Source organism: Mucilaginibacter aurantiaciroseus (assembly GCF_024055595.1).
Taxonomy (GTDB): domain Bacteria; phylum Bacteroidota; class Bacteroidia; order Sphingobacteriales; family Sphingobacteriaceae; genus Mucilaginibacter; species Mucilaginibacter aurantiaciroseus.
The window spans coordinates 1,002,421-1,024,054 of record NZ_JAMXOF010000001.1; the positions used below are offsets into that span (position 1 = coordinate 1,002,421).

At 42.0% G+C, this 21,634-nt stretch carries 18 protein-coding genes; 9 read left to right on the forward strand and 9 right to left on the reverse strand.

What is annotated here, in order from left to right; all coding sequences use genetic code 11:
• Positions 1-106 precede the first annotated feature (106 nt).
• Both NAF17_RS04670 and NAF17_RS04675 read left to right on the forward strand, forming a co-directional pair.
• Positions 107-2,566 carry a bifunctional UDP-N-acetylmuramoyl-tripeptide:D-alanyl-D-alanine ligase/alanine racemase gene (locus NAF17_RS04670; protein ID WP_252756816.1) on the forward strand — a complete coding sequence of 820 codons (2,460 nt, stop codon included), beginning with the start codon at positions 107-109 and terminating at the stop codon, positions 2,564-2,566.
• A gap of 112 nt (positions 2,567-2,678) precedes the next feature.
• Positions 2,679-3,272: a DUF502 domain-containing protein gene (locus tag NAF17_RS04675; RefSeq protein WP_252756817.1), complete on the forward strand. Its 594-nt coding sequence runs from the start codon at positions 2,679-2,681 to the stop codon at positions 3,270-3,272.
• Here NAF17_RS04675 and NAF17_RS04680 read toward each other — a convergent pair.
• The 4 genes from NAF17_RS04680 to NAF17_RS04695 all read right to left on the reverse strand — a co-directional run bounded on the left by NAF17_RS04680 (position 3,256) and on the right by NAF17_RS04695 (position 8,813).
• Positions 3,256-4,518, reverse strand: a complete 1,263-nt coding sequence (locus NAF17_RS04680) for a TCR/Tet family MFS transporter (RefSeq protein WP_252756818.1) — start codon at positions 4,516-4,518, stop codon at positions 3,256-3,258. The genes NAF17_RS04675 and NAF17_RS04680 overlap by 17 nt on opposite strands.
• Positions 4,519-4,537: 19 nt before the next feature.
• Positions 4,538-5,800 carry a TCR/Tet family MFS transporter gene (locus NAF17_RS04685; protein ID WP_252756819.1) on the reverse strand — a complete coding sequence of 421 codons (1,263 nt, stop codon included), beginning with the start codon at positions 5,798-5,800 and terminating at the stop codon, positions 4,538-4,540.
• Positions 5,801-6,509: 709 nt separating this feature from the next.
• The gene (locus NAF17_RS04690; RefSeq protein WP_252756820.1) at positions 6,510-7,217 is read right to left on the reverse strand and encodes an LOG family protein; all 708 of its coding nucleotides are present in this window, start codon (positions 7,215-7,217) and stop codon (positions 6,510-6,512) included.
• A gap of 99 nt (positions 7,218-7,316) precedes the next feature.
• A complete protein-coding gene (locus NAF17_RS04695) occupies positions 7,317-8,813 on the reverse strand; it encodes a sodium:solute symporter (RefSeq protein ID WP_252756821.1) in 1,497 nt (498 codons plus the stop codon).
• A gap of 264 nt (positions 8,814-9,077) precedes the next feature.
• Here NAF17_RS04695 and trpA point away from each other — a divergent pair, with 264 nt between their 5' ends.
• Positions 9,078-9,851: a tryptophan synthase subunit alpha gene (gene trpA, locus NAF17_RS04700; RefSeq protein ID WP_252757477.1), complete on the forward strand. Its 774-nt coding sequence runs from the start codon at positions 9,078-9,080 to the stop codon at positions 9,849-9,851.
• A 63-nt stretch (positions 9,852-9,914) separates the two neighbouring features.
• Here the strand turns inward: trpA and nhaA are convergent, their stop codons facing one another.
• From nhaA to sucC, 4 genes are all read right to left on the reverse strand, one after another.
• Positions 9,915-11,054: a Na+/H+ antiporter NhaA gene (gene nhaA / locus NAF17_RS04705; RefSeq protein ID WP_252756822.1), complete on the reverse strand. Its 1,140-nt coding sequence runs from the start codon at positions 11,052-11,054 to the stop codon at positions 9,915-9,917.
• Between the two features lie 31 nt (positions 11,055-11,085).
• A complete protein-coding gene (locus NAF17_RS04710; RefSeq protein WP_252756823.1) occupies positions 11,086-11,706 on the reverse strand; it encodes an L-threonylcarbamoyladenylate synthase in 621 nt (206 codons plus the stop codon).
• A gap of 203 nt (positions 11,707-11,909) precedes the next feature.
• Positions 11,910-12,440 (reverse strand): YceI family protein, encoded by a 531-nt coding sequence (locus tag NAF17_RS04715; protein WP_252756824.1) that lies wholly within the window; start codon positions 12,438-12,440, stop codon positions 11,910-11,912.
• A gap of 228 nt (positions 12,441-12,668) precedes the next feature.
• Positions 12,669-13,862, reverse strand: a complete 1,194-nt coding sequence (gene sucC, locus NAF17_RS04720; protein ID WP_252756825.1) for an ADP-forming succinate--CoA ligase subunit beta — start codon at positions 13,860-13,862, stop codon at positions 12,669-12,671.
• Between the two features lie 181 nt (positions 13,863-14,043).
• Here sucC and NAF17_RS04725 point away from each other — a divergent pair, with 181 nt between their 5' ends.
• From NAF17_RS04725 to NAF17_RS04750, 6 genes are all read left to right on the forward strand, one after another.
• Entirely contained in the window at positions 14,044-14,703 is a 660-nt protein-coding gene (locus NAF17_RS04725; RefSeq protein WP_252756826.1) for an ABC transporter ATP-binding protein, read from the forward strand.
• A gap of 1 nt (position 14,704) precedes the next feature.
• The gene (locus NAF17_RS04730; protein WP_252756827.1) at positions 14,705-15,001 is read left to right on the forward strand and encodes a hypothetical protein; all 297 of its coding nucleotides are present in this window, start codon (positions 14,705-14,707) and stop codon (positions 14,999-15,001) included.
• Positions 14,982-15,599 carry an HAD family hydrolase gene (locus NAF17_RS04735; protein WP_252756828.1) on the forward strand — a complete coding sequence of 206 codons (618 nt, stop codon included), beginning with the start codon at positions 14,982-14,984 and terminating at the stop codon, positions 15,597-15,599. Before NAF17_RS04730 ends, NAF17_RS04735 begins: the two co-directional genes overlap by 20 nt.
• Before the next feature lie 58 nt (positions 15,600-15,657).
• A complete protein-coding gene (locus tag NAF17_RS04740) occupies positions 15,658-17,250 on the forward strand; it encodes a S41 family peptidase (RefSeq protein ID WP_252756829.1) in 1,593 nt (530 codons plus the stop codon).
• 236 nt (positions 17,251-17,486) lie between these two features.
• A complete protein-coding gene (locus NAF17_RS04745) occupies positions 17,487-17,723 on the forward strand; it encodes a hypothetical protein (protein ID WP_252756830.1) in 237 nt (78 codons plus the stop codon).
• 71 nt (positions 17,724-17,794) lie between these two features.
• Complete coding sequence (locus NAF17_RS04750; protein ID WP_252756831.1) at positions 17,795-18,049, forward strand: hypothetical protein; 255 nt, start codon at positions 17,795-17,797, stop codon at positions 18,047-18,049.
• Here NAF17_RS04750 and smc read toward each other — a convergent pair.
• Positions 18,046-21,624, reverse strand: a complete 3,579-nt coding sequence (smc, locus tag NAF17_RS04755; protein ID WP_252756832.1) for a chromosome segregation protein SMC — start codon at positions 21,622-21,624, stop codon at positions 18,046-18,048. The genes NAF17_RS04750 and smc overlap by 4 nt on opposite strands.
• Positions 21,625-21,634: the final 10 nt, after the last annotated feature.

Genomic DNA, 21,634 nt, shown 5'->3' on the forward strand with positions numbered 1-21,634 from the left:
CGTCACCGTGTATTCACCCGGTTCAATACGTATTTTCGCTGTATTCTAAGCTTTATTTTCTTATATCAAGGTTATTAAATCAATAAAAGTGTACGATATTCGTATCATGCAAAATTCGTACGCCGTAAATGATGTAAAACAGGTTATAAATGCCACGGGGGAGATTGTTAGCGATGCTACCATAAGTGTATTGCTTACCGATAGCCGCCGTATCAACAACCCCTCATGTTCTCTGTTTTTTGCATTGGGCGGCAGGCGCAACGGGCACGAATTTATAGGCGATACTTACACTGCCGGTGTACGTAATTTTGTGGTGGACCACCAGCCCGATACCATTATGCCCGACGCTAATTTTTTATTGGTGGCAGATGTATTGGCCGCTTTGCAGTCACTTGTTGCGCATCACCGCAAGCAGTTTAATTTGGAGGTGATTGGCATTACCGGCAGCAACGGCAAAACCATTGTAAAGGAATGGCTTTACCAGTTGATGAACCCAGAGAAAAGCATTGTACGTAACCCAAAAAGCTATAATTCGCAGATAGGGGTTCCGCTTTCGGTATGGCAGATCAACGAAACGCATAATCTCGGGATCTTTGAAGCGGGAATTTCTGTACCCGGAGAAATGGATAAGCTGGAAGCGATCATTCAGCCTACAATTGGTGTGCTTACCCACATCGGTACCGCGCATGATGAAGGCTTTGAAACACCCGAAGATAAACTGATAGAAAAGCTAAAGCTGTTTAAGAATTGCAAGCAGATCATATATAACTACGAGGCATTGCTGGACCACCAGGAAGAACTTAAAAGCCGCGATTGCTTTGTATGGAGCCGTAAATTTAATCTTGCCGATCTGTACGTTTTCAGCGAGACCACCATTCAAGACAAGTATTACATGCGGGCCATTTACAAAGAGCAGGAGATAGAGTGCCTGGTGCCATTCCGCGATGAGGCATCGGTAGAGAACGCCATTGTTTGCTGGGCAACCATGCTGGCTATGGGTTATAGTCCGGAGGACGCAGACGAGCGCATCGAGCGCCTGTCCGCTGTAAGCATGCGCCTGGAACTGAAGCATGGTATCAATGATTGTTCCATCATTGATGATTCCTACAACTCAGATATCCAGTCGCTGGAGATTGCACTTAACTTTTTAAATCAGCAAAATCAGCATCAAAAGAAAACTTTGATCTTGTCGGATATTTACCAGTCGGGTTTGCAGCAGGAGGCCTTGTACAAACATGTTGCTCAAATGATAAATGCCAAACAGGTAGATCGTTTTGTTGGTGTAGGTACGTTTCTGCAAGACCACAAAGCGCTTTTTAACGTCCCCCAAACGCATTTTTATGCCGATACAGCATCATTATTAAAAGACCTGAGCAAACTGCACCTGCACGAGGAAACCATCCTGATCAAAGGCTCGCGCAGTTTTGAATTTGAAAAGATAAGCAGGGCGCTGGTGCAAAAGGCACACGAAACGGTATTAGAGATAAACCTCAATACACTACTTAGCAACCTCAACTTCTACAAAGCCAAACTGGAACCCGCAGTCAAGATCATGGCCATGGTAAAAGCTTTTTCTTACGGTAGCGGCACGTTCGAGGTGGCTAATATGCTGCAATATAACAAAGTAGATTATCTTGCCGTAGCCTACACGGACGAAGGCATCGCCCTGCGCGAAACCGGCATCACCCTGCCCATAATGGTTTTAAATCCTGAAACATTAGCATATGATAAATTGGTAGCTAATAAGTTAGAGCCTGCCATCTACAGCTTTACCTTGCTTGATGAGTTTGTGAAATTTGCTCAGGAAGAGGATGTATTGAATTATCCCGTCCATATTAAAATAGATAGTGGTATGCACCGCGTAGGTTTCGAAGCCTTTGAAGTGGAAACGCTGTGCGACCTGCTGGAGATCAACCCGTACATCCGGGTGCAATCCGTTTACTCTCACTTTGTGGCAAGTGATAACGAGCAGCACGACTTGTTCACTATTCAGCAGATCCAGATCTTCGAAACGGCTTATAAACAGATAGAAGAGGCTTTAGGTTACACGGTTATCAAACACATCAGCAATACATCCGGCATCAGCCGCTGGCCAAACGCACGTTATGATATGGTTAGGCTGGGCATTGGTTTATACGGGGTTGACGCCGCCATACCGCGCGGCGAAAGCGGTTTGCAGCCTGTGGCTACCTTAAAAACGACCGTATCGCAAGTGAAGAAAATGCCTTCTACGGAAACCGTTAGTTATAATAGAAGTGGCAGCATAAAAGCTGACGGCAAAATAGCTACCGTGCGTATAGGTTATGCCGATGGATATGTGCGTGCCTTTGGTAATGGTGTTGGCAAAATGCTGGTGAACGGTACGCTGGTACCAACCGTTGGCAACATCACAATGGATATGTGTATGCTGGATGTGAGCAATGTAGAAGTAAAAGAAGGCGACGAAGTAATCGTATTTAACCAGCAACAAAGGATAGAGGACCTTGCCCAGCAAATAGGCACCATCCCATACGAAATACTAACAAATATTTCGCAACGGGTAAAAAGGGTGTACTTTTACGAGTAGATGTGTTGATATGCAAATGTGAGAATTTTAGATGTGCAGATAAAAGCGCTTTTGGAAATCAATATATCACTCTCCCGATAGTTATCGGGACACCAAATCATTAATTAAAAGAATGAAGAGATTATTCCGCGCCCTGCTTAATTATTTTGTAAAAGGACTATTGATTGTAGTACCGCTTTTCGCAGCTTTTTTCCTCATTTTCTGGATCATAGCACGGATAGATACTTCCCTTAACTTAAGCAGCGAGATTCTGGTGGATAGCCACGGTAAACCCTTATATATCCCGGGCTTGGGCATTCTTAATGTGGTGGTTATTATTATGGTGGCCGGCATATTGGTTACCAACGTAATTACCGATCCTATCAAAAAATGGTTTGGCCGCTGGCTAAACAGGTTGCCGTTATTCAAGTTCCTTTACTCGTCTATTAAAGACCTTACCGAAGCTTTTGTAGGTGAGGAAAAGAAATTTAACGAGCCGGTTTTGGTAGAGGTAAATGAGTTTGGACTGAAGAAAATTGGTTTCCTGGTACAGAAAGACATGAAAGCACTTGGCCTGCCGGGCGAGGTTGCGGTGTACTTCCCTATGTCGTACTCATTCGCGGGGCAGGTGGTTATCGTTTCGGTAGATAAAATAAAACCCATTAACCGCAGCGCTGCCGATGTGATGAAATTTGTGATCTCGGGCGGGGTTAGCGGCTTGGATTAGCTGCGTTCTGCAGCAGCAATTTCGGATCTTTCTTTTTAAAACTGCGAATCGTTAATGTAATGGCTATAAACATCAGCACAGCCCCCATCAGGAACGGCGCCCCCGGGAAATAAACCGCTGCGCCCTTTAGCGTAAAATGGTGGAACAACGTTGTCATCATCAACGGGCCTATGATGGTTGTGAGGCTCACTAAACTTGCCAAAGCACCCTGAAGTTCGCCCTGCTCGTTAGCGGGTACGTTATCGGATATAAAGCCCTGCAGTGCCGTGCCGCCAATGCCACCCAGGCAATAAGGGATCATGTAAATATACATCAGCCATCCAACATTATTAAACGCGATAAATATCAAACCTATCCCATAAAAGGTTATACCCGCCAAAATATTCTTGCGCATCCCAAATTTGGGGATCGTCCATCGTACAAAGCCACCTTGTATAGCGGCAATCAGCAACCCTATAAATATACCCAGTGCGCTAATGCTGGGTAAAGTCCACTGGAATTTCTCAATTAAATAAAAAGGCAGTACACTTTCAATAGCTTTTTGGCCGATGTATACGATGGTATAAGCAGTAATTAAGGTACTTATCGCCATAGAGTATTTTCTCAATCTTAACAACGAACCAATTGGGTTAGCGCGTTTCCACTCAAAACGCCGGCGGTTTCTTAAGGTTAGCGATTCGGGCAATACAAAAAAGCCATATAGGGCATTTAGCAAGGCTAACCCGGCGGCTACTATAAAAGGTAGCTTTATCCAGTAATTACCTAAAAACCCACCCAAGCCTATACCAAAGATAAACCCTAAACCTGTTGCTGCGCCAATTAAACCAAAATTTGTAGCGCGTTTTTCGCCGGTGCTAATGTCGGCAATGTATGCGGTTGCTGTGGTGGTACTTGCGCCTGCTATACCAGCTATCAATCGGCCAATAAACAGCCAGGCAATGGTAGGGGCAAAGGCCATAAATAGGTAATCTATCCCGAAACCGAACAGCGAGAATAGCAAAACAGGTCTGCGGCCTATCATGTCACTTAAATTACCTAATACCGGCGCGAACAGGAACTGCATAGACGCATAGGTGAAAGTTAACCATCCGCTATACTGGCTGGCCATACTTATATCCACATGTGCCAGTTCTTCCAATAATTTCGGCAGGATAGGGATAATAATACCCAAACCCAAAACATCAATAAATATGGTGATGAAGATAAATCCTAAAGCAGCTTTGCCGTGTTGTACGGGTTGATCCATAGTTTAAAGTATCAGTTACTTAATTTGACCCGGTATTATAAGCAGATGTTTCGGCAGATTGTTTCTCTTTTCTAAAACTTCTTACAGCAAGCACGGCACCTATCAGCATCAAAACCGAAGCGATAAAATATGGCGCACCGGGCAAATGTACAGGGGCGCCAGGTTTTGTGAAATAGTAAAATACAAACGTCATAAACCAGGGGCCGAATATCGAACTTAAACTCATTAGGCTGGTAAGTCCGCCTTGTAGCTCGCCTTGCTCATTTTTAGGCACCTCGTTGGTCATTACTCCCTGTAATGCCGGGCCGCAGATACCACCAAGGGCGTACGGAATCATAAAGGCAAACATCATCCAGCTTTGGTTGGCCAGGCCAAATAATAGCATGCCTATGGCATATAAAACCAATCCTATCCAGATACTGCGGTGCTGGCCAAGTTTTGGGATAGCGATGCGTATTAACCCGCCTTGTACAATGGCAATGGTTAGGCCAATAAAACCGAGGGAGTAGCCAACAATGTCTTCCGTCCATTTAAATTTTTCCATGGTATAGAAAGTCCAAACGCTTTGTACGGCATGCCCGGCGAAGTAAACTATAAACAGACAAACGGCCAGGCCAATTACAGCGGGATATTTTTTCAATTGGATCAAGGATCCTAATGGATTAGCACGTTTCCAGTTAAAGTCCCGGCGATGTTCTTTGTCTAAAGACTCCGGAAGAATAAAATATCCGTAAGCAGCGTTTAACAAAGCCAAAGTAGCAGCGGCATAAAATGGATAATGTGTGTCTATTTTACCTAATACGCCTCCTATGACCGGGCCAATAATAAAGCCAAGGCCAAAGGCAACGCCAATCATCCCAAAGTTTTGCGCACGTTTTTCGGGTTCGCTTACATCTGCAATATATGCCGATGCTGTTGTGAAACTCGCACCGGTTATACCAGCTATAATCCGCCCGACAAATAACCAGCCGATTGTGCGGGCAAACGCCAGGAAAAGATAATCGATCCCGAAACCTAAAAGAGAAAAAAGCAATACCGGCCTGCGGCCATATTTATCGCTCAGGTTACCTACAAGCGGCGAAAACAGGAATTGCATAACCGCGTAAGCTACCAGCAATAATCCCGAATAGCGGGATGCCTGGCTTAGGTCACCGTGGATCAGCTTCTCTATCAATTTCGGAAAAACGGGGATGATGATGGCTAATCCAATAACATCAATAAGCAGGGTAACAAATATAAAGCTTAGTGCAGCCTTTTTTTTGGGTTGGGTAAGCGCATCCATTACTGTAAATTAACAATTAATAATTTACAAATCGATATTAATTATTAGGTAATATTTGGAAGTAATATATCTATTTTAGTAAATCGACTAAAAATTTAGTTTAATTAATTTTAAGCCTAATTTCATCCATGATTTATTTGAATTTTAATCATTTATAAATAATGTAACACATTACACTTATGGAAAAGTTTAAGAAAAATTTGCTTTCGAGAAATGAAATGAAAAATATTTTAGGAGGTACGCTACCAGGTGGAGGCGGGGTGGGAGGAACGTTTCAGTGCGCATGCCAAACCAACTTTAGGGAGTGGGGTTGTATAAGTTTAGATGGCTGTACTAATGTCGGAGACTCTATCTGCCCGGGTGATTATCGATGCACTACTGTACCCGGTGGTGCCAGTTAAAATACAAATATTTATATTTCAGCTTCGCATAGTATTCTACAATTGCTGAAATTATGTAAGTGATTTCAAAAGCCTTAAAATCCAAATCCGGGATTTTAAGGCTTTTAATTTTTTCAATGTGTTGATTTTCAAAAAGGTGGTACATCTTTATTATGTTAAATATTAAACAATTTCCGACAAGAAAATAAAAAATTTTGCGAACTTTCAAAAATAGCCAATGCAGTATTAGGATAAGATAGTTGAGTAAACGAATGAAGATTAGCGCAGTTCATGAATTAAAAAAATCTCTTAATGAATCAATAACTCTATTAAAAGTTCGGCTTCAACACATACTTATCGTAAAAACGGAAAATGTGTTCTGCAGCTTCTTCGGCGGTATCAACCACCCGGTAAAGGTTAAGGTCATCTGGGCTGATGTTGTGCTCATTTGCAAGCATTTTTTCTTCCACCCATTTAAATAATCCACCCCAATAATCAACCCCGACAAATACGATTGGGAAACGGGCGATCTTGCCGGTTTGGATTAGCGTGATGGCCTCAAAAGATTCGTCCATAGTACCAAAACCACCGGGCAGGATGATAAAACCCTGCGAGTATTTCATAAACATTACCTTACGGATAAAAAAGTAATCAAACTCCAGGATCTTGTCCCTGTCGATATATTTGTTATGGAACTGCTCAAACGGCAGCTCGATATTTAACCCTACCGATTTACCTCCAGCTTCGTAAGCGCCCTTGTTGGCAGCTTCCATAATACCGGGGCCACCGCCGGATATCACACCGTAACCACGCTCGGTAAGCAGTCGGGCAGCATCTTCGGCCAGCTTGTAGTATGGGTTATCGTTATGCGTGCGTGCCGATCCAAAGATGGATACACATGGGCCTATTTTTGCTAGCTTCTCGAAGCCGTCTACAAATTCGGCCATAATTTTAAAGATCTGCCAGGAATCGGTCACCTTAATTTCCTGCCAGTTTTTATTCTCAAATGCTTGTCTTATTTTTTCTTCACCAGTCATGTTAGTAAATTAGTCCGGAAGTCCGAGAAGTCGGTTAAGTCCGGAAGTATGTGTGATAGATATTACAACAAAATTTCCTTTAAGTTTTATAATGTGAATTTAAGCCACTTGCAGACTTGCAGTCTTCCCGACTTTCGGGCTCGATGATATCCACAGGCCTGCAAAAGTAATTAAACCGTTTACAATGATGAGTTCGTTATCGAAAACATAACCGCCCAATAGTTCTTTTGACTCTGTGCTGAGGAAGTAACAAACCGCAGGCGAGATCAAACAAATAAATGGCACTAACTTATCGTTAACCTGCCTTTTGCTCACAAATAAACCAAAACTATAAAGGCCAAGAAGCGGGCCGTAAGTGTAGGATGCTACTTTAAAGATGGCAGTAACTACAGCATCGTTATTTAAAGCGTTAAACGCTATGATCGTTAGGAAAATTAACCCCGAAAAAGCGATATGCACATAATGGCGAACATTGATCATTTTTTTGCTGTTTACATCGCCACGTTTGTTAAAGTTCAGGAAATCTACACAGAAAGAAGTTGTTAATGCGGTCAAAGCCGAATCGGTCGTAGCAAATGTGGCCGCAGTTAAGCCCAGCATAAATACCATAGCAGGAATTATGCCTAAGTATTGCAGGGCAATGGTAGGGTATAGGTAATCGGTTTTTGCTACGCTGATGCCATAGCGTTGCGCATAAATGTATAAAAGTGCGCCCACACTTAAAAAGAAGATGTTGATCACCACGAAAATAGCCGTAAAGCTGAACATGTTTTTTTGTGCCTCCTTGATGTTTTTAAGGCTCAGGTTTTTCTGCATCAGGTCTTGGTCAAGGCCGGTCATACCAATGGTAATGAATATCCCGCCGAGAAATTGCTTGCTGATATGGAAGTGGCTGATCGTGAAATCGTCAAAAAAGAAGATTTTGGAGTAGCTGCTATTTTTAATGGCTTCCGCAGCCTGGAATATATTATAATGAAGGCTATCGCAAATGAAATAAATGGACAGGAACACAGATGATACCAGGAACAGGGTTTGCAGACTATCAGTAATAATAATGGTTTTTAGCCCACCTTTAAAGGTGTACGACCAGATTAGTACCAAACAAATCAAAACCGTTACCGCGAAGGGCACGCCATAACTGTCAAAGATGAATTTTTGCAGCACAATAACCACCAAATAAAGTCTGAATGATGAGCCTATAGTACGGCTTAAGAGGAAGATACCCGCAGCTGTTTTATAGCTCCACGTACCTAAAGCCTGTTCAATATAACTATAAATAGAGGTTAGTTTCAAACGATAGTAGAGCGGCAGTAGAACGGTGGCAATGATGAGGAACCCTACAGCATTACCCAGTACAAATTGAAAATAAGCAAACTGATCGCCGCTTGGCGCGCCAACTTTGCCGGGAACGGATATAAAAGTTACCCCGCTCAAGGCTGTACCTATCATCCCAAAAGCTACGAGGTACCATTTAGAATTGCGGTTAGCCACAAAAAAGGTATCGTTATCTGATGATTTTTTGGAGGTGAAGTAGGAGATAACCAGCAGTACCAAAAAGTAACCAATTATAAATGAGAGTAATATTCCGGGCGACATATTCTTCAGGTTTAAATGCATGCCTGCCAAAAGCAGATTGCTCTAAAGTAGGAGTTTAAGGTGGCAAAGCAAAAATATTTGAATTAGAATTAATCACAAAGGGTACCAAGAAAGAACCACGAAGAGCACAGAGATTAATAATTCGCAAAGCTTTGTGCACTCTGTGAAAAACCGCTGTGTGCTTTGTGGTAAAAAATCATTTTTTATACTATAAAAGACGTTTATTAAAAGATATTTTTGCACATGGCTAATCCAACCACTCCCATGAACCGTCTCAACCAACTTTTCTCAACTAAGAAAAAAAACCTGCTTTCGATATATTTTACCGCCGGTTACCCAAAGCTTAATGCTACTGTAGATATTGCCGAAGCATTGGAAAAAGCGGGTGCTGATTTCCTGGAGATAGGTTTTCCATATTCTGACCCGGTTGCTGATGGGCCAACCATTCAGCATAGCTCACAAACGGCGTTGGATAATGGTATGACGCTTAACCTGCTGTTTGAGCAATTGAAAGATCTACGCAGCCGGGTAAGCATCCCGATTTTATTAATGGGTTACGTTAACCCTATTGTACAGTATGGTGTAGAACGCTTTTGCAAAGCAGCGGCATCGGTTGGTGTAGATGGCATCATCGTTCCCGACCTGCCGATATATGAGTATGAGATGCTGTATATCAACCACTTTAAGGATAACGGCTTAAGCAATATCTTTCTGGTTACCCCGCAAACGTCCGAAGAGCGCATCCGTAAAATAGATACCTTGAGCAATAGTTTTATTTACCTGCTTTCATCATCATCTATCACCGGTGGCAGCTTGCAGTTAACCGATAGTATTGCGGGTTATTACAACCGCATTAAAGCTATGGAATTGAATAACCCAACTATTATAGGTTTCGGGATCTCGGATAAAAGATCGTTCAGTAAAGCCTGCGAATACGCCAATGGTGCCATTGTAGGCAGCGCCTTTGTGAAACTTTTGGGTGAGGATAATTTTATGGAGAAGATCCCGGCGTTTATTAAAGGCATCAAAAATTTATAGAGACGCGATACTTCGCGTCTGATTGAATATGATTACCTAACGGAGATTTAAAGTATTGCGTCTCTACGCTTTTTTAATTTTAAGGAGTATGGTATAACCTACAGCCGCCGCCAATACCGAAGTAACTAAAATAATAAATTTTGACTGGCTTTGCAAACTCACGTCGGCAAAGGATAACAGCGCCATAAATATCGACATGGTGAAGCCTATACCGGCCAACTGACCGATCCCCCAAACCTGCATCCATTTAACACCATCGGCCAGTTTGGATAACTTTAGTTTTACAGCAAGCCAGCTGAAGAGGGTAATGCCTATGGGTTTGCCCAACATCAGCCCCAGTAAGATCCCTGCAGATAATGGATTGATGATATTACCACCCGCCAAACTTTCACCAATATTGATGTTTGAATTTGCTAACGCGAATATTGGGATGATGATAAAATTTACAGGGTTCTCTAACAGGTGGATGAGTTTCTTTAAAGGCGAATAATTAAGCTTTACGTTATGTGGGATAGTCATTGCCGTAAGTACACCTGCAACTGTCGCGTGGATACCGCTATGATGGATAAAATACCACATGAATGCACCGGGAATTAAATAGGCCAACAAATACCGAACATTAAACTTGTTAAGTAGCAATTGTAATACAAACATCGCCAATGCTAAGAGCAGGTAGGTGGTGTGCAACCCTGCCGAGTAGAAGATAGCTATAACCAATATCGCGCCCAAATCATCAACAATAGCCAATGCCTTTATAAATACCTGTAATGATTGAGGTACCCTCGATTTAATAACGCTGATTATAGCCACCACAAAAGCGATATCGGTAGCAATAGGGATACCCCAACCCGCGCTGGTGTTTGTATGGAAGTTGATAAGCGCGTAAATGCCGGCCGGTACCAGCATGCCACCAATTGCCGCAAAAACAGGTAATGTAGCTGATGGCCTGTCGGATAGTTCCCCGTTTAATACCTCGTCTTTAATTTCTAACCCCACCAGCAAGAAAAAGATAGCCATCAGCCCGTCGTTAATCCAGGTTATTCTACTGTATGGGCCGATATGAGTATTAAGAAAATGGGCGAAAGGGGTATGCAGTCCTGTATTTGCAATTACCAGCGAAATAATCACGCAGGCAATAAGGATGACCCCGCCGGTTGCATAAGAGCGGATAAATTCGGCGAATTGTTTAATGTTGCTGATCAAATTTTGTCGATGTTATTGCGTAAAGATACGGTTATAAATATTCTCGCAGGTCGCCTTTACCTTCGCGGATAACCTCAAAGTCGCCCGCTGTGCAATCTACAACGGTTGATGGGATGTTTTCGCCATAGCCGCCATCGATAACCATGTCGACCAGATCTTCATATTTCTCGTGGATCAGTTCGGGATCGGTAGAGTATTCGATGATATCATCCTCATCGTGGATGGAGGTAGATAGGATAGGGTTTCCCAGGGCTTTTACAATTTCGCGAGCGATGTTATTATCCGGTACACGGATACCTACAGTTTTTTTGTTACTACTTAGCAACTTAGGCACCGCATGGCTGGCATTAAATATAAAAGTGAACGGCCCCGGTAATGCTTTCTTTAGCACACGGAAGGTAGCGTTGTCTATCGGTTTGATATAATCTGAGATATGGCTAAGATCGTAACAGATGAATGAGAAATTAGCTTTCTCAGGTTTGATATTCCTGATCTTACAAATCCGCTCGACAGCTTTTTGATTGGTAATATCGCAGCCCAACCCATAAACTGTATCAGTAGGGTAGATGATGATGCCGCCTTTGCGCAATATATCAGCCGCCTGCTCAATGGCTTTCTCGTTCGGGTTTTCGGGGTAAATTCGTATCAGCATGTTTGTATTTCGGATTTCGAATTTTCGATTTCGGATTTAACTTTTTTTATTATTATATATATATAATTAAAAAAGCCTGATTTAGTTTTGCAATATACAACAAATGCAACCTCGTTTGAGATTGCATTTGCCAATGGGCAGGCATAAACCCGGCGGCTTTAATTTTATAATTCCGAAAACGAACATTCGAAATCCAAAATTAATTACGCTTGTTTAGCAAACTGTATGCTGGCAATCAATTTAATATCTTCTCCTACTACAATAGAACCTGGTTCGGTTACGCCATCCCAGGTAAGGCCAAAATCTTTACGGTTAATTTTGCCAGTTACTTCAAAAGCTGCTTTGGTATTGCCATAAAAGTCACCTGCTACGCCACCGTGCTCAATAGCAAATGTTACCGGTTTGCTTACATCTTTAATAGTTAGTTCACCTACTAATTTATAATCGTCACCGTCTTTGGTAAACGACGTTGATTTAAAGCTGATCTTAGGGAAGCTTGCCGCGTCAAAAAACTCAGCGCTTTTTAAGTGTTCGTCGCGTTGTGGTTGGGTAGTATCAATGCTGTTAACATCTAAGGACAACTCAACGATTGCGCCGCTAAAGTCTTCGTTCTCTGTTTCTAAAGCACCTTCAAATGTTTTGAAATAACCTGTTACGGTTGATATTACATAGTGTTTTAATTTAAATTGAACCTCTGAGTGCATTGAATCTAAAACCCATTTAGTTTTTGCCATGATATTTTTTGTTGGTTCTCTATTAGTGATAATACAAATATACTAGTAGATGTTTAAACGTACATTGGTTTATTAAAGAATTAAAACATACATACATTACTAAATATCTGCGCAATAGAAGGATTGTTTGTTTAAACTTTTAATTTTACAATATGATAATAAACAAAAAAAGGGAGCCTTATGGCTCCCTTTTTTGTTTATACTTCCCGATAGCTATCGGGACTTTAATTATAATGCTAACACTTCTTTAACCCTGTCTGCAGCTTCTTTTAAAAGGATAGCAGAGAATACTTTTAAGCCAGAATTGTCGATCAGTTCTTTTGCCTCAGCGGCGTTTGTGCCTTGTAAACGAACGATGATAGGTACAGGGATGTTGCCAATTTCATGATAAGCATCAATAACACCTTGTGCAACACGGTCGCAACGTACTATACCACCAAAAATGTTGATCAGGATAGCTTTAACGTTTGGATCCGAAAGGATGATATTAAAACCGGCCTTAACCGTTTGTGCATTCGCGGTTCCGCCAACGTCAAGGAAGTTAGCGGGCTCGCCACCGGCAATTTTAATGATATCCATAGTAGCCATAGCTAAACCTGCACCGTTAACCATACAACCAACGTTACCGTCAAGCTTTACGTAGTTAAGGTTGCTTTTGCTTGCTTCAACCTCGGTAGGGTCTTCTTCATCCGTATCGCGCATGGCTGCATAATCAGGGTGGCGGTATAAAGCGTTATCATCAATGTTAACCTTAGCATCAACCGCTAAAATTTTGTTATCAGATGTTTTTAATACGGGGTTAATTTCAAATTGAGAAGAATCGGTAGCATCGTACGCTTTGTATAAAGCAGTGATAAATTTAACCATATCCTTAAAGGCATCACCGGATAAGCCCAGGTTAAACGCGATCTTGCGCGCCTGGAAACCTTGCAAGCCAACTTTAGGGTCAATCTCTTCTTTGTGGATCAGTTCTGGTGTAGAGTGCGCTACTTCTTCAATGTCCATACCGCCTTCGGTGCTGTACATGATAATGTTACGGCCCTTGGCACGGTCAAGCAATACGCTTATATAATATTCTTTTACTTCGCTTTCGCCGGGGTAGTAAACATCCTGCGCAACCAAAATCTTTTTAACAAGTTTACCTTCGGGGCCGGTTTGCGGGGTTACTAACTGCATGCCAATAATATTGCCTGCAATTTCCCTAACCTGGTCTGCGTTCTTAGCTACTTTTACACCGCCACCTTTACCGCGGCCACCTGCGTGTATTTGTGCTTTTATAACTGTCCAGTCCGACCCAAAGTCTTCCTTCATTTTCTGAGCAGCAGCAACAGCCTCTTCAGGTGTGTCTGCAACAATGCCTTCCTGTACTCGTACGCCAAAGCTTTTCAATATCGCTTTGCCCTGATATTCGTGAATGTTCATATTTGTTGAAGAATTTGCGGTAAAGCTACTATTTTGTTTTTAGAGATTACAGCCCGGATACGGCTGTTTGTAATATTTATCGCAATAATTATGAAATAATACAAGCGCGGCTTATGTTAAACATCTGTTAAAATATTTAACTAATCGCTGTTCTCTAATCAACTATTCACTAAATTCGCCCATGCTTAGAGCGCTATCTATAAATAAATCATACGGCAACCTGCATATCTTAAAAGGGGTAGACCTTGAAGTTAAACGCGGCGAAATTGTAACCATAGTAGGGGCATCGGGCGCGGGTAAAAGCTCGTTGTTAAACATACTAGGTACTTTAGATAATGCCGATAGTGGCCAGTTGTTTATTGATGATGTTGAGGTGAGCAAGCTTAACAATAAGAACCTTAGTGCGTTCCGCAATCAAAAGATCGGGTTTATCTTCCAGTTTCACCATTTATTGGTTGAGTTTAACGCGCTGGAAAATGTTTGTATCCCTGCTTTTATAGCAGGTGTGCCACGTGCCGAAGCCGAAAAGAAAGCCACTGAACTTTTACAGATGCTTGGCCTTGGCGACAGGGTTACCCACAAACCTGCGGAACTATCCGGCGGCGAGCAGCAGCGTGTTGCAGTAGCACGGGCGCTTATAAACGACCCGGCTTTGATATTTGCCGACGAGCCATCGGGTAACCTCGACTCTAAGAATGCGCTTGAACTGCACGAGCTTTTCATCAAACTCCGTAAGGATTTTAACCAAACCTTTGTAATTGTAACCCATAACCAGCACCTGTCAGATATGAGCGACCGTACCATATTAATGAAGGATGGTTTAATTGTAAATAACTTATAAGTTGAAAGTACTTATCACATCTGCTACATCCGCGCAAGCGCATAAGCTTAAAAATACACTTACCCGTGATGAGGTTGTGTTAGGCGATTTTAATGAGTTTCCATCGTTTATGGGTATCATAAAATTACCTAACCCGGCAAATGACACCTATGCGCACGAAATGCTGACCCTTAGCTTAGATAATGGGTTCAAAAATATTTACCTTTTAAATAAGCAGGAACTGGACGTGCTTATCTTATCCGAACAACTCTTTAACGAATACAACATCATTATTATAAATGCCTGCGATAAGTTATAACGATATAGACCCGGGTAAAAAAGCATTCATATTTGAGTTGGATGATGTGCTGTATCCCGCAAAAGATTACTACTACCAGATTTATTACCTTTTTGCCAACCTTTTGGAGTACACCGAATTTAATAGTGCTGCCAGGACAACCGAATTGATGATAGATACGTATATTAAAAAAGGAGCAGGAAAGGTATATAGTGAGCTTGTTTCACAGCTTAGCATTGAAGAGAAGTATCGCGATAAGTTGGAGATAATGTTGTTAACATCGCGGTTGCCTTTAAAATTGCTCTTATTTAAAAATATGCTTAGCTTTATGCAGGAGGTTGTTACCGACCGTAAAAGGCTATTTATAGTTACAAACGGCAGCCCGCAACAGCAGCTTAATAAGTTAAGGCAGATAGAGTGGCACGGTTTAGAACCCTATTTAACATGTTATTTTGCTGATGAAAGTTTACCCAAGCCCGAGCCGGATGTAATACATTTATTAATGAAGGAACACAATTTAGATCGCCGCGATCTGTTAATGATATCAGGCTCTGAAACAGATAGGTTATGTGCCGAAACCTGCGGAATTGACTATATTAATACCGGCGAAATCATATAACTAAATTTTGATAATATAAATACAATAACACCGTTTACTCGATATAATTAATTAAACCATGAAGAAATTATTTTACTTAATACTATTATCTGCTACAGTGATTATTATTTCTTGTTCAAAAGATAAAAAGATCACTCCCGGTAATACAGACAATACGGGCGGTACAACCGGCACTGATTTACCGCCGACATCCGGCTCAACGCTTGATTTTATTAAAGATTCGGTATTTTTATATGCGAAACAGGTTTACTACTGGAACGAAAGCCTGCCATCTTATTCGGCATTTAAGCCACGTTCTTTTCCGGGCGCTAATGATTTGGACGCATTGCAAACCGAGATCGACGCGATGACACAATACAGTACTGACCCTTCAACAGGCAAGCCGTATGAATATCGTAAAAAGGACCCCGGTACAGCAAAATATTCTTTTATAGATGATGGTAGCGTATCTGGTGAATTAAACGGTGTAAAAGGCGATTTTGGTTTTGCGCCTGTTTGGATCGGCGACGACGATATTAGGGTTAAATATGTTTACCCGGGTTCGCCGGCTGATGTAAATGACCTTAAACGTGGTTACCAAATTATAGGCATTAACGGCCGAACAGGTTCGGGCCTTACTTATGATGCCGGTACAAACGTTAACTTTTTAATTAATGCGTACGCTAATTCTTCAAACATTACTTTAACGCTTAAAAGACCCGACTTAACTACTTTTAATGTGACTATGTCTACTGGTAGTTATAATGTAAACCCGGTATTAGCAACTAAGGTTATTGATGCAGGTGGTGGCAAAAAAGTTGGTTATTTTGTATTCAACAGTTTTACATCTGATGCTAACGCAAGGCCGAAACTTGATGCAGCTTTTGCAACTTTCGCTGCTGCAGGAGTTACCGATCTGGTTGTGGATTTGCGTTATAATGGCGGCGGTTACGTATCTACAGCCGAATATTTGAGTAACCTGATTGCACCGGCCAATAAAACCAATACTACCATGTTTAGTTACTATTTTAATCAAACAATGGTTGATCGTAAAGCGACCATACTGGCTAATCAAAAACGAAAAGATGATAAAGGCGCAATATATTCATATTACGACTTTGATTACACGGTAGCCGGTAACACAGTTAAGTTTTCTAAAGATGGCGTTTCAACAACGCTTAACCTAAGCCACGTGTTTTTTATTGTGACAGGTTCAACCGCATCAGCAAGTGAACTTACCATTAACAACCTGTTGCCGGTAACTTCTTTAAATGTTAATCTTATAGGTACAAAAAGCTATGGCAAGCCGGTTGGTTTCTTTGATATTGACATTAACAAATACCAAATGTATATCCCTCAGTTTGAGACTAAGAATAGCCTGGGTAAAGGTGGATATTACGCCGGTATGACCCCGGGCACTGTAGATTACCCGGGCAAACAGGCATCTGATGATGTTACCAAAGATTTTGGCGACCCTACGGAAAGCCTGTTGAAATATGCCATCAATTTTGTTACAAAAGGTAACTATGTGCTTACCGGTAGTAATCAGCAAACACAGAGCTTAAGCAGCTTAAAAACTTTCTCTGTCGATCAATCTCGCGAGGCTGGTATCCAGTCGGAAGGTAAAGTGTTTAGAGGGATGATCTACAACAACTCAAAAGCTAAAAAATAAGTTACATATTATAACAAGAAAAAAGGTCGGAATTTAATTTCGACCTTTTTTGTAGGTAACTAAAGATTACTCAATGTCAATAACCCCCATTTCTAAACCTATAATCAATGTTTAAGTTAATGCCCTTTAATAAAAATACACTTTATTTTTTTTTCTTATCTTTTTTCATTTTGATCAGTAGTTTATCCTTCGGACAATCTGAAAAAAAGTCTTATTTCGAAATACATATTGGTTATATGCCAACTTTAGGCAATGTAAATATCCAGGGGGAAAATACCCCCTGGATAAATACTTTATCGTCTGAAGGGGATCAAAATATGAATGGGGATACCTTTTCCAGCACAACTATTGGTGTTGGTTATGGCCAATATGTGTCACCAAAGTTGAGATTAGGGTTGGGGATAGATGTTGACTTTTACAATAACCTATCTGAAGGCCGCTCAAGCCGTACAGTGCAATTTTTGGAGATCTGAAATATACTTTTAATAATACAAAAAGGGGCTTTTTCGTATACGGCCAGGCAGGCTATTCCTTTATAACAGGAATGGATTGGCATACAGGTTTTAAAGGTGGTTTTGGTATAGGATATTCATTGCTTAGCCCTACAAGCGAACGCGGATTTAATTTTTCTATCGGATATAATTATCAGGTATTAAATAAGTTATCTCAACAAATACTTGGCCCGCCCGTTCAAGGCGAAGGGCTTTACAGACCTACAACTGTAAGATATCTCTCGTTTGCGGGATATAAGAATATTATTATTCAAACTTTACCAATAAAGACCACTTACGAGTTTTAATCTGCCAGTTCGCGCAGGTCTACAGGCACCACTCTCGAGATACCTTGCTCTACCATCGTAACGCCATAAATAATATCGGTACAGGCAATGGTGCGCTTGTTGTGCGATATAATGATGAACTGCGATTCTTTAGAGAACTTACGGATGATGTTATTGAACTTATCGATGTTGGTATCATCCAACGGGGCATCCACCTCATCAAAAATACAGAATGGGGCAGGCTTTAGCAGGTATAGCGAGAACAGGATGGCAGTAGCCGTAAGTGTTTTTTCGCCACCTGATAACTGGTTGATAGATAGCGGGCGTTTACCTTTTGGCCTTGCGATGATATCAATTTCAGATTCCAAAGGCTGATCGGGATTGCTCAGGATCAGGTCACACGAATCCTCCTCGTTAAATAACGAGCGGAACACCTTAATAAAATTCTCTCGCACCATCGTAAACGCCGACATGAATTTCTCTTTGGCCGTATCATCTATCTCTTTTATAGTGGCCAGTAACGATGCTTTAGCTTCAGCCAGATCCTTCTTTTGTGTTTGGATGAATGTATGGCGTTCGCTCATTTCGTTATAGGCTTCAACAGCCATTGGGTTAATGGCGCCAAAGTCGTCCAACTGGCGTTTCATTCTCTCCGTTTTATCACGGATCTCGTCTTCGTCGCTGGTTTCGGCGATATCGATCTCTAACAGGTCGTTGATGTCTACATTAAACTCAACGGACAGGCGCTCTCGCAGGGCGTTCAGCTCCAGTTTAAGGTTATTGCGTTCATCTTTTAATTCGTTCTCCAGGGTCTCGGTTTGGTCTTTACGCTGGCGGAGTTTTAATACTTCGTTTTCGCTTTCGGTAATGGTGGCGCGCCATGCGTAATATTCCTGCTCGGTTTCGGCTGTTCCTTTTTCCAATGCTTCCTTTTGCCCGTACATTTCCAGCAGGCTTTCGTCGCTGTCGCCGGTTTCCTGAAGGTTCTCTAATATGGCAGCCTTTGCTTTTTCAAGCTCGATATTATTTTGGCGGATGCGTACATCCAGGTGTTCAAGTTGAGTTTCGCGGTAATCCAGGTCCTTTAATAACCCCGAAACTTTATTTTGCTGCTGGTGGAAGCGGATATTCTCCTGGTTATAGGTGTTTGATTGCACCGTAACCATCTCGTTCAGTTCGTTGAAGGCCTGTTGCTTATCCAGCATCAGAACCGCCTGTGCCTGCTTTTGTTCTTTTAGATGTATTAACTGCGGGCCAAGGGTAATAATATTATTTTTGATGCCCGCAACCTTGTTGGCAATATCCTGCTTACGGTTAAGGCTGTTCTCAATAAAGGCCTGGTATTGCTCTTGCTTGGTTTTAACGGTGATCAGCTCGGTATTGACTTGGTTAAGTTCGTACTGTTGCTGGCGTAGTTCGTTTGTTTTGTTAGATACCTTTAGCGCAGCTAAACGGCTTTGTAGTTCCTCGCTTTTATTCTTGAAATTCTGGATGCGGCTTTCGGCTTGTTTGATCTCCTTAAGCAGGTTATCTAAATTCTTTGCCCTACCAATACGCTTGCCCTCAAACAACCCAACCGACCCGCCGGCCATGGTATATTTAGATTTATTGAACTTACCGCTTTTACCGATCAGGACCACACCATCCGGTAGTTGTATACCATTGATGTCGTTTTCGGTAGCATCGTTTACCAAATAAACGTTTTTAAGCAAATAGTTACAAAGCGGCTTATAACGTTCCTCAATCTCCACAACAGATAGGGCAGGAGGCCCCTCTAAATCTTTCCCGGTAGGGGAAATTTTTTGTTCTGAAGCCCTCTCTGAAAGGGAGGGCTTCAGTGGGGCTGCCTCGTAATTATCTAATATAAAAAACTGCGCGCGCCCTTTAGACGAATTGCTTAGCAGATTTATCGCCGCGATGGCCTCATCATAAGTGTTCACCACATAATGGTTCATTAGCGGCTCCAGGTAATTTTCTATCGCTACGCGGTATTCTTCCTTGCAAAATAATATATCGCTAAACAGGGTGACTGTTTTTGCCCAGTTGGCATTCTTTTTTAGGAAGCGGATACTCTCCGGGAAGCCTTCTAAATTATCAACCAAGCTTTTGGTAAGGTTGTATTCGTTTTGTTTGGCATCCAGTTTACGGCCATTGGCGGCAATGCTGTCGGTAACGGTTTTAAGTTCGGTTTCTGTTTCGGCAACTTGTTCCTGTAGTTTGTTTTCTGCTTCAACAGCTTGGTCGTATTCGCTTTCAAGGGTTGCAACGCAGTTATCTAATTCGGCAATAACTTTGTTGAAATGCGAAAGTTCGGCCTCCTTGTTGGTGGTATCCTCCATATTGCGCTGGCTTTCCTGCTCAAGCGCTTGTTGTTGTATGTTAAGGATGTCGATATCTTTTTCGGCCTTGTAAACCTGGTTTTGCAGGCGGCCGTTTATGCTGTTAAGTTCGTTTAGCTCGTTACGGGCTTCTGCCTGCTGGGCGCGAAGCTCATCAACCGCTTCTTTCAATTCTCCTACACGGGAGGTGATGGTTTGCAGATTTTCGTCTTCCTGCAATTTTTCCTCGTTAAGGCGTTTAATGTTGTATTGGACGTGTTTAAACTGGTTGTTATCGCGTTCTAATTCTTCCTTTAAACGGCTTTCTTTATCCTGCTGATTTTTAAGCTGCTCGTTCTTTACCCGTTTTTCACTTTCGTAAGCACGGATCTTGGCCGAAAATTCGTTGCTGGCTTTTTGCTGCGCGGCAAGGTTTTTCTCTTTGGTAAGGCTGTCTAGTTTGTTTTGCTGCAGGGTAGCTTCCAGTTTATCAATTTGGGTTGCGATGCCTGATTTTTGCTCGCGCTGTTTTTGTTCTTTTTCTTCAATCTCGGCAAGCGATTTGCTAAAATTGGCGATCCTGAATGATGCCAGTGAAATACTCAGCGACTTATACTGATCTCGTAGTTTATAATAACGCTCCGTTTTTTTAGCCTGGTTCTCCAGCGTTTTTAAGTTCTTTTCTATCTCGAAAAGCAGGTCCTCAACGCGCTCCAAGTCAGCTTCGGTATCTTTTAACTTGCTGAATGTTTGTTTTTTACGGAGCTTATATTTGGAGATACCCGATGCCTCCTCAAACAAATTACGGCGCGACCCCTCTTTGTTATTGATGATTTCATCAATCATCTTTAGTTCGATGATAGCGTAGGAGTCAGAGCCGATACCGGTATCCAGGAATAGGTCAGTAATGTCCTTTAAGCGGCATTGTACATCGTTTAAACGGTATTCGCTTTCGCCGGTGCGGTAAAGCCTACGCGTAAGTGTAACCTGCGAAAAATCGGTAGGGAGTGCGTTTTTGGTATTATCAAAAGTTAGAGAAACCTCTGCAAGGTTGGCGGCCTTGCGGCTTTTGGTTCCGTTAAAAATGATGTTATCCATTTTTTCGGAACGCAGGGCGCGGGTGCTTTGCTCGCCTAAAACCCAACGGATAGCATCTACCACGTTGCTTTTACCACAACCATTAGGGCCTACAATAGCCGTAACCCCCTCATTAAAATTAATGGTGATTTTATCGCCAAAGCTTTTGAAGCCCTTGATTTCTAACCTGGTAAGTTGCATTAATTAGTAC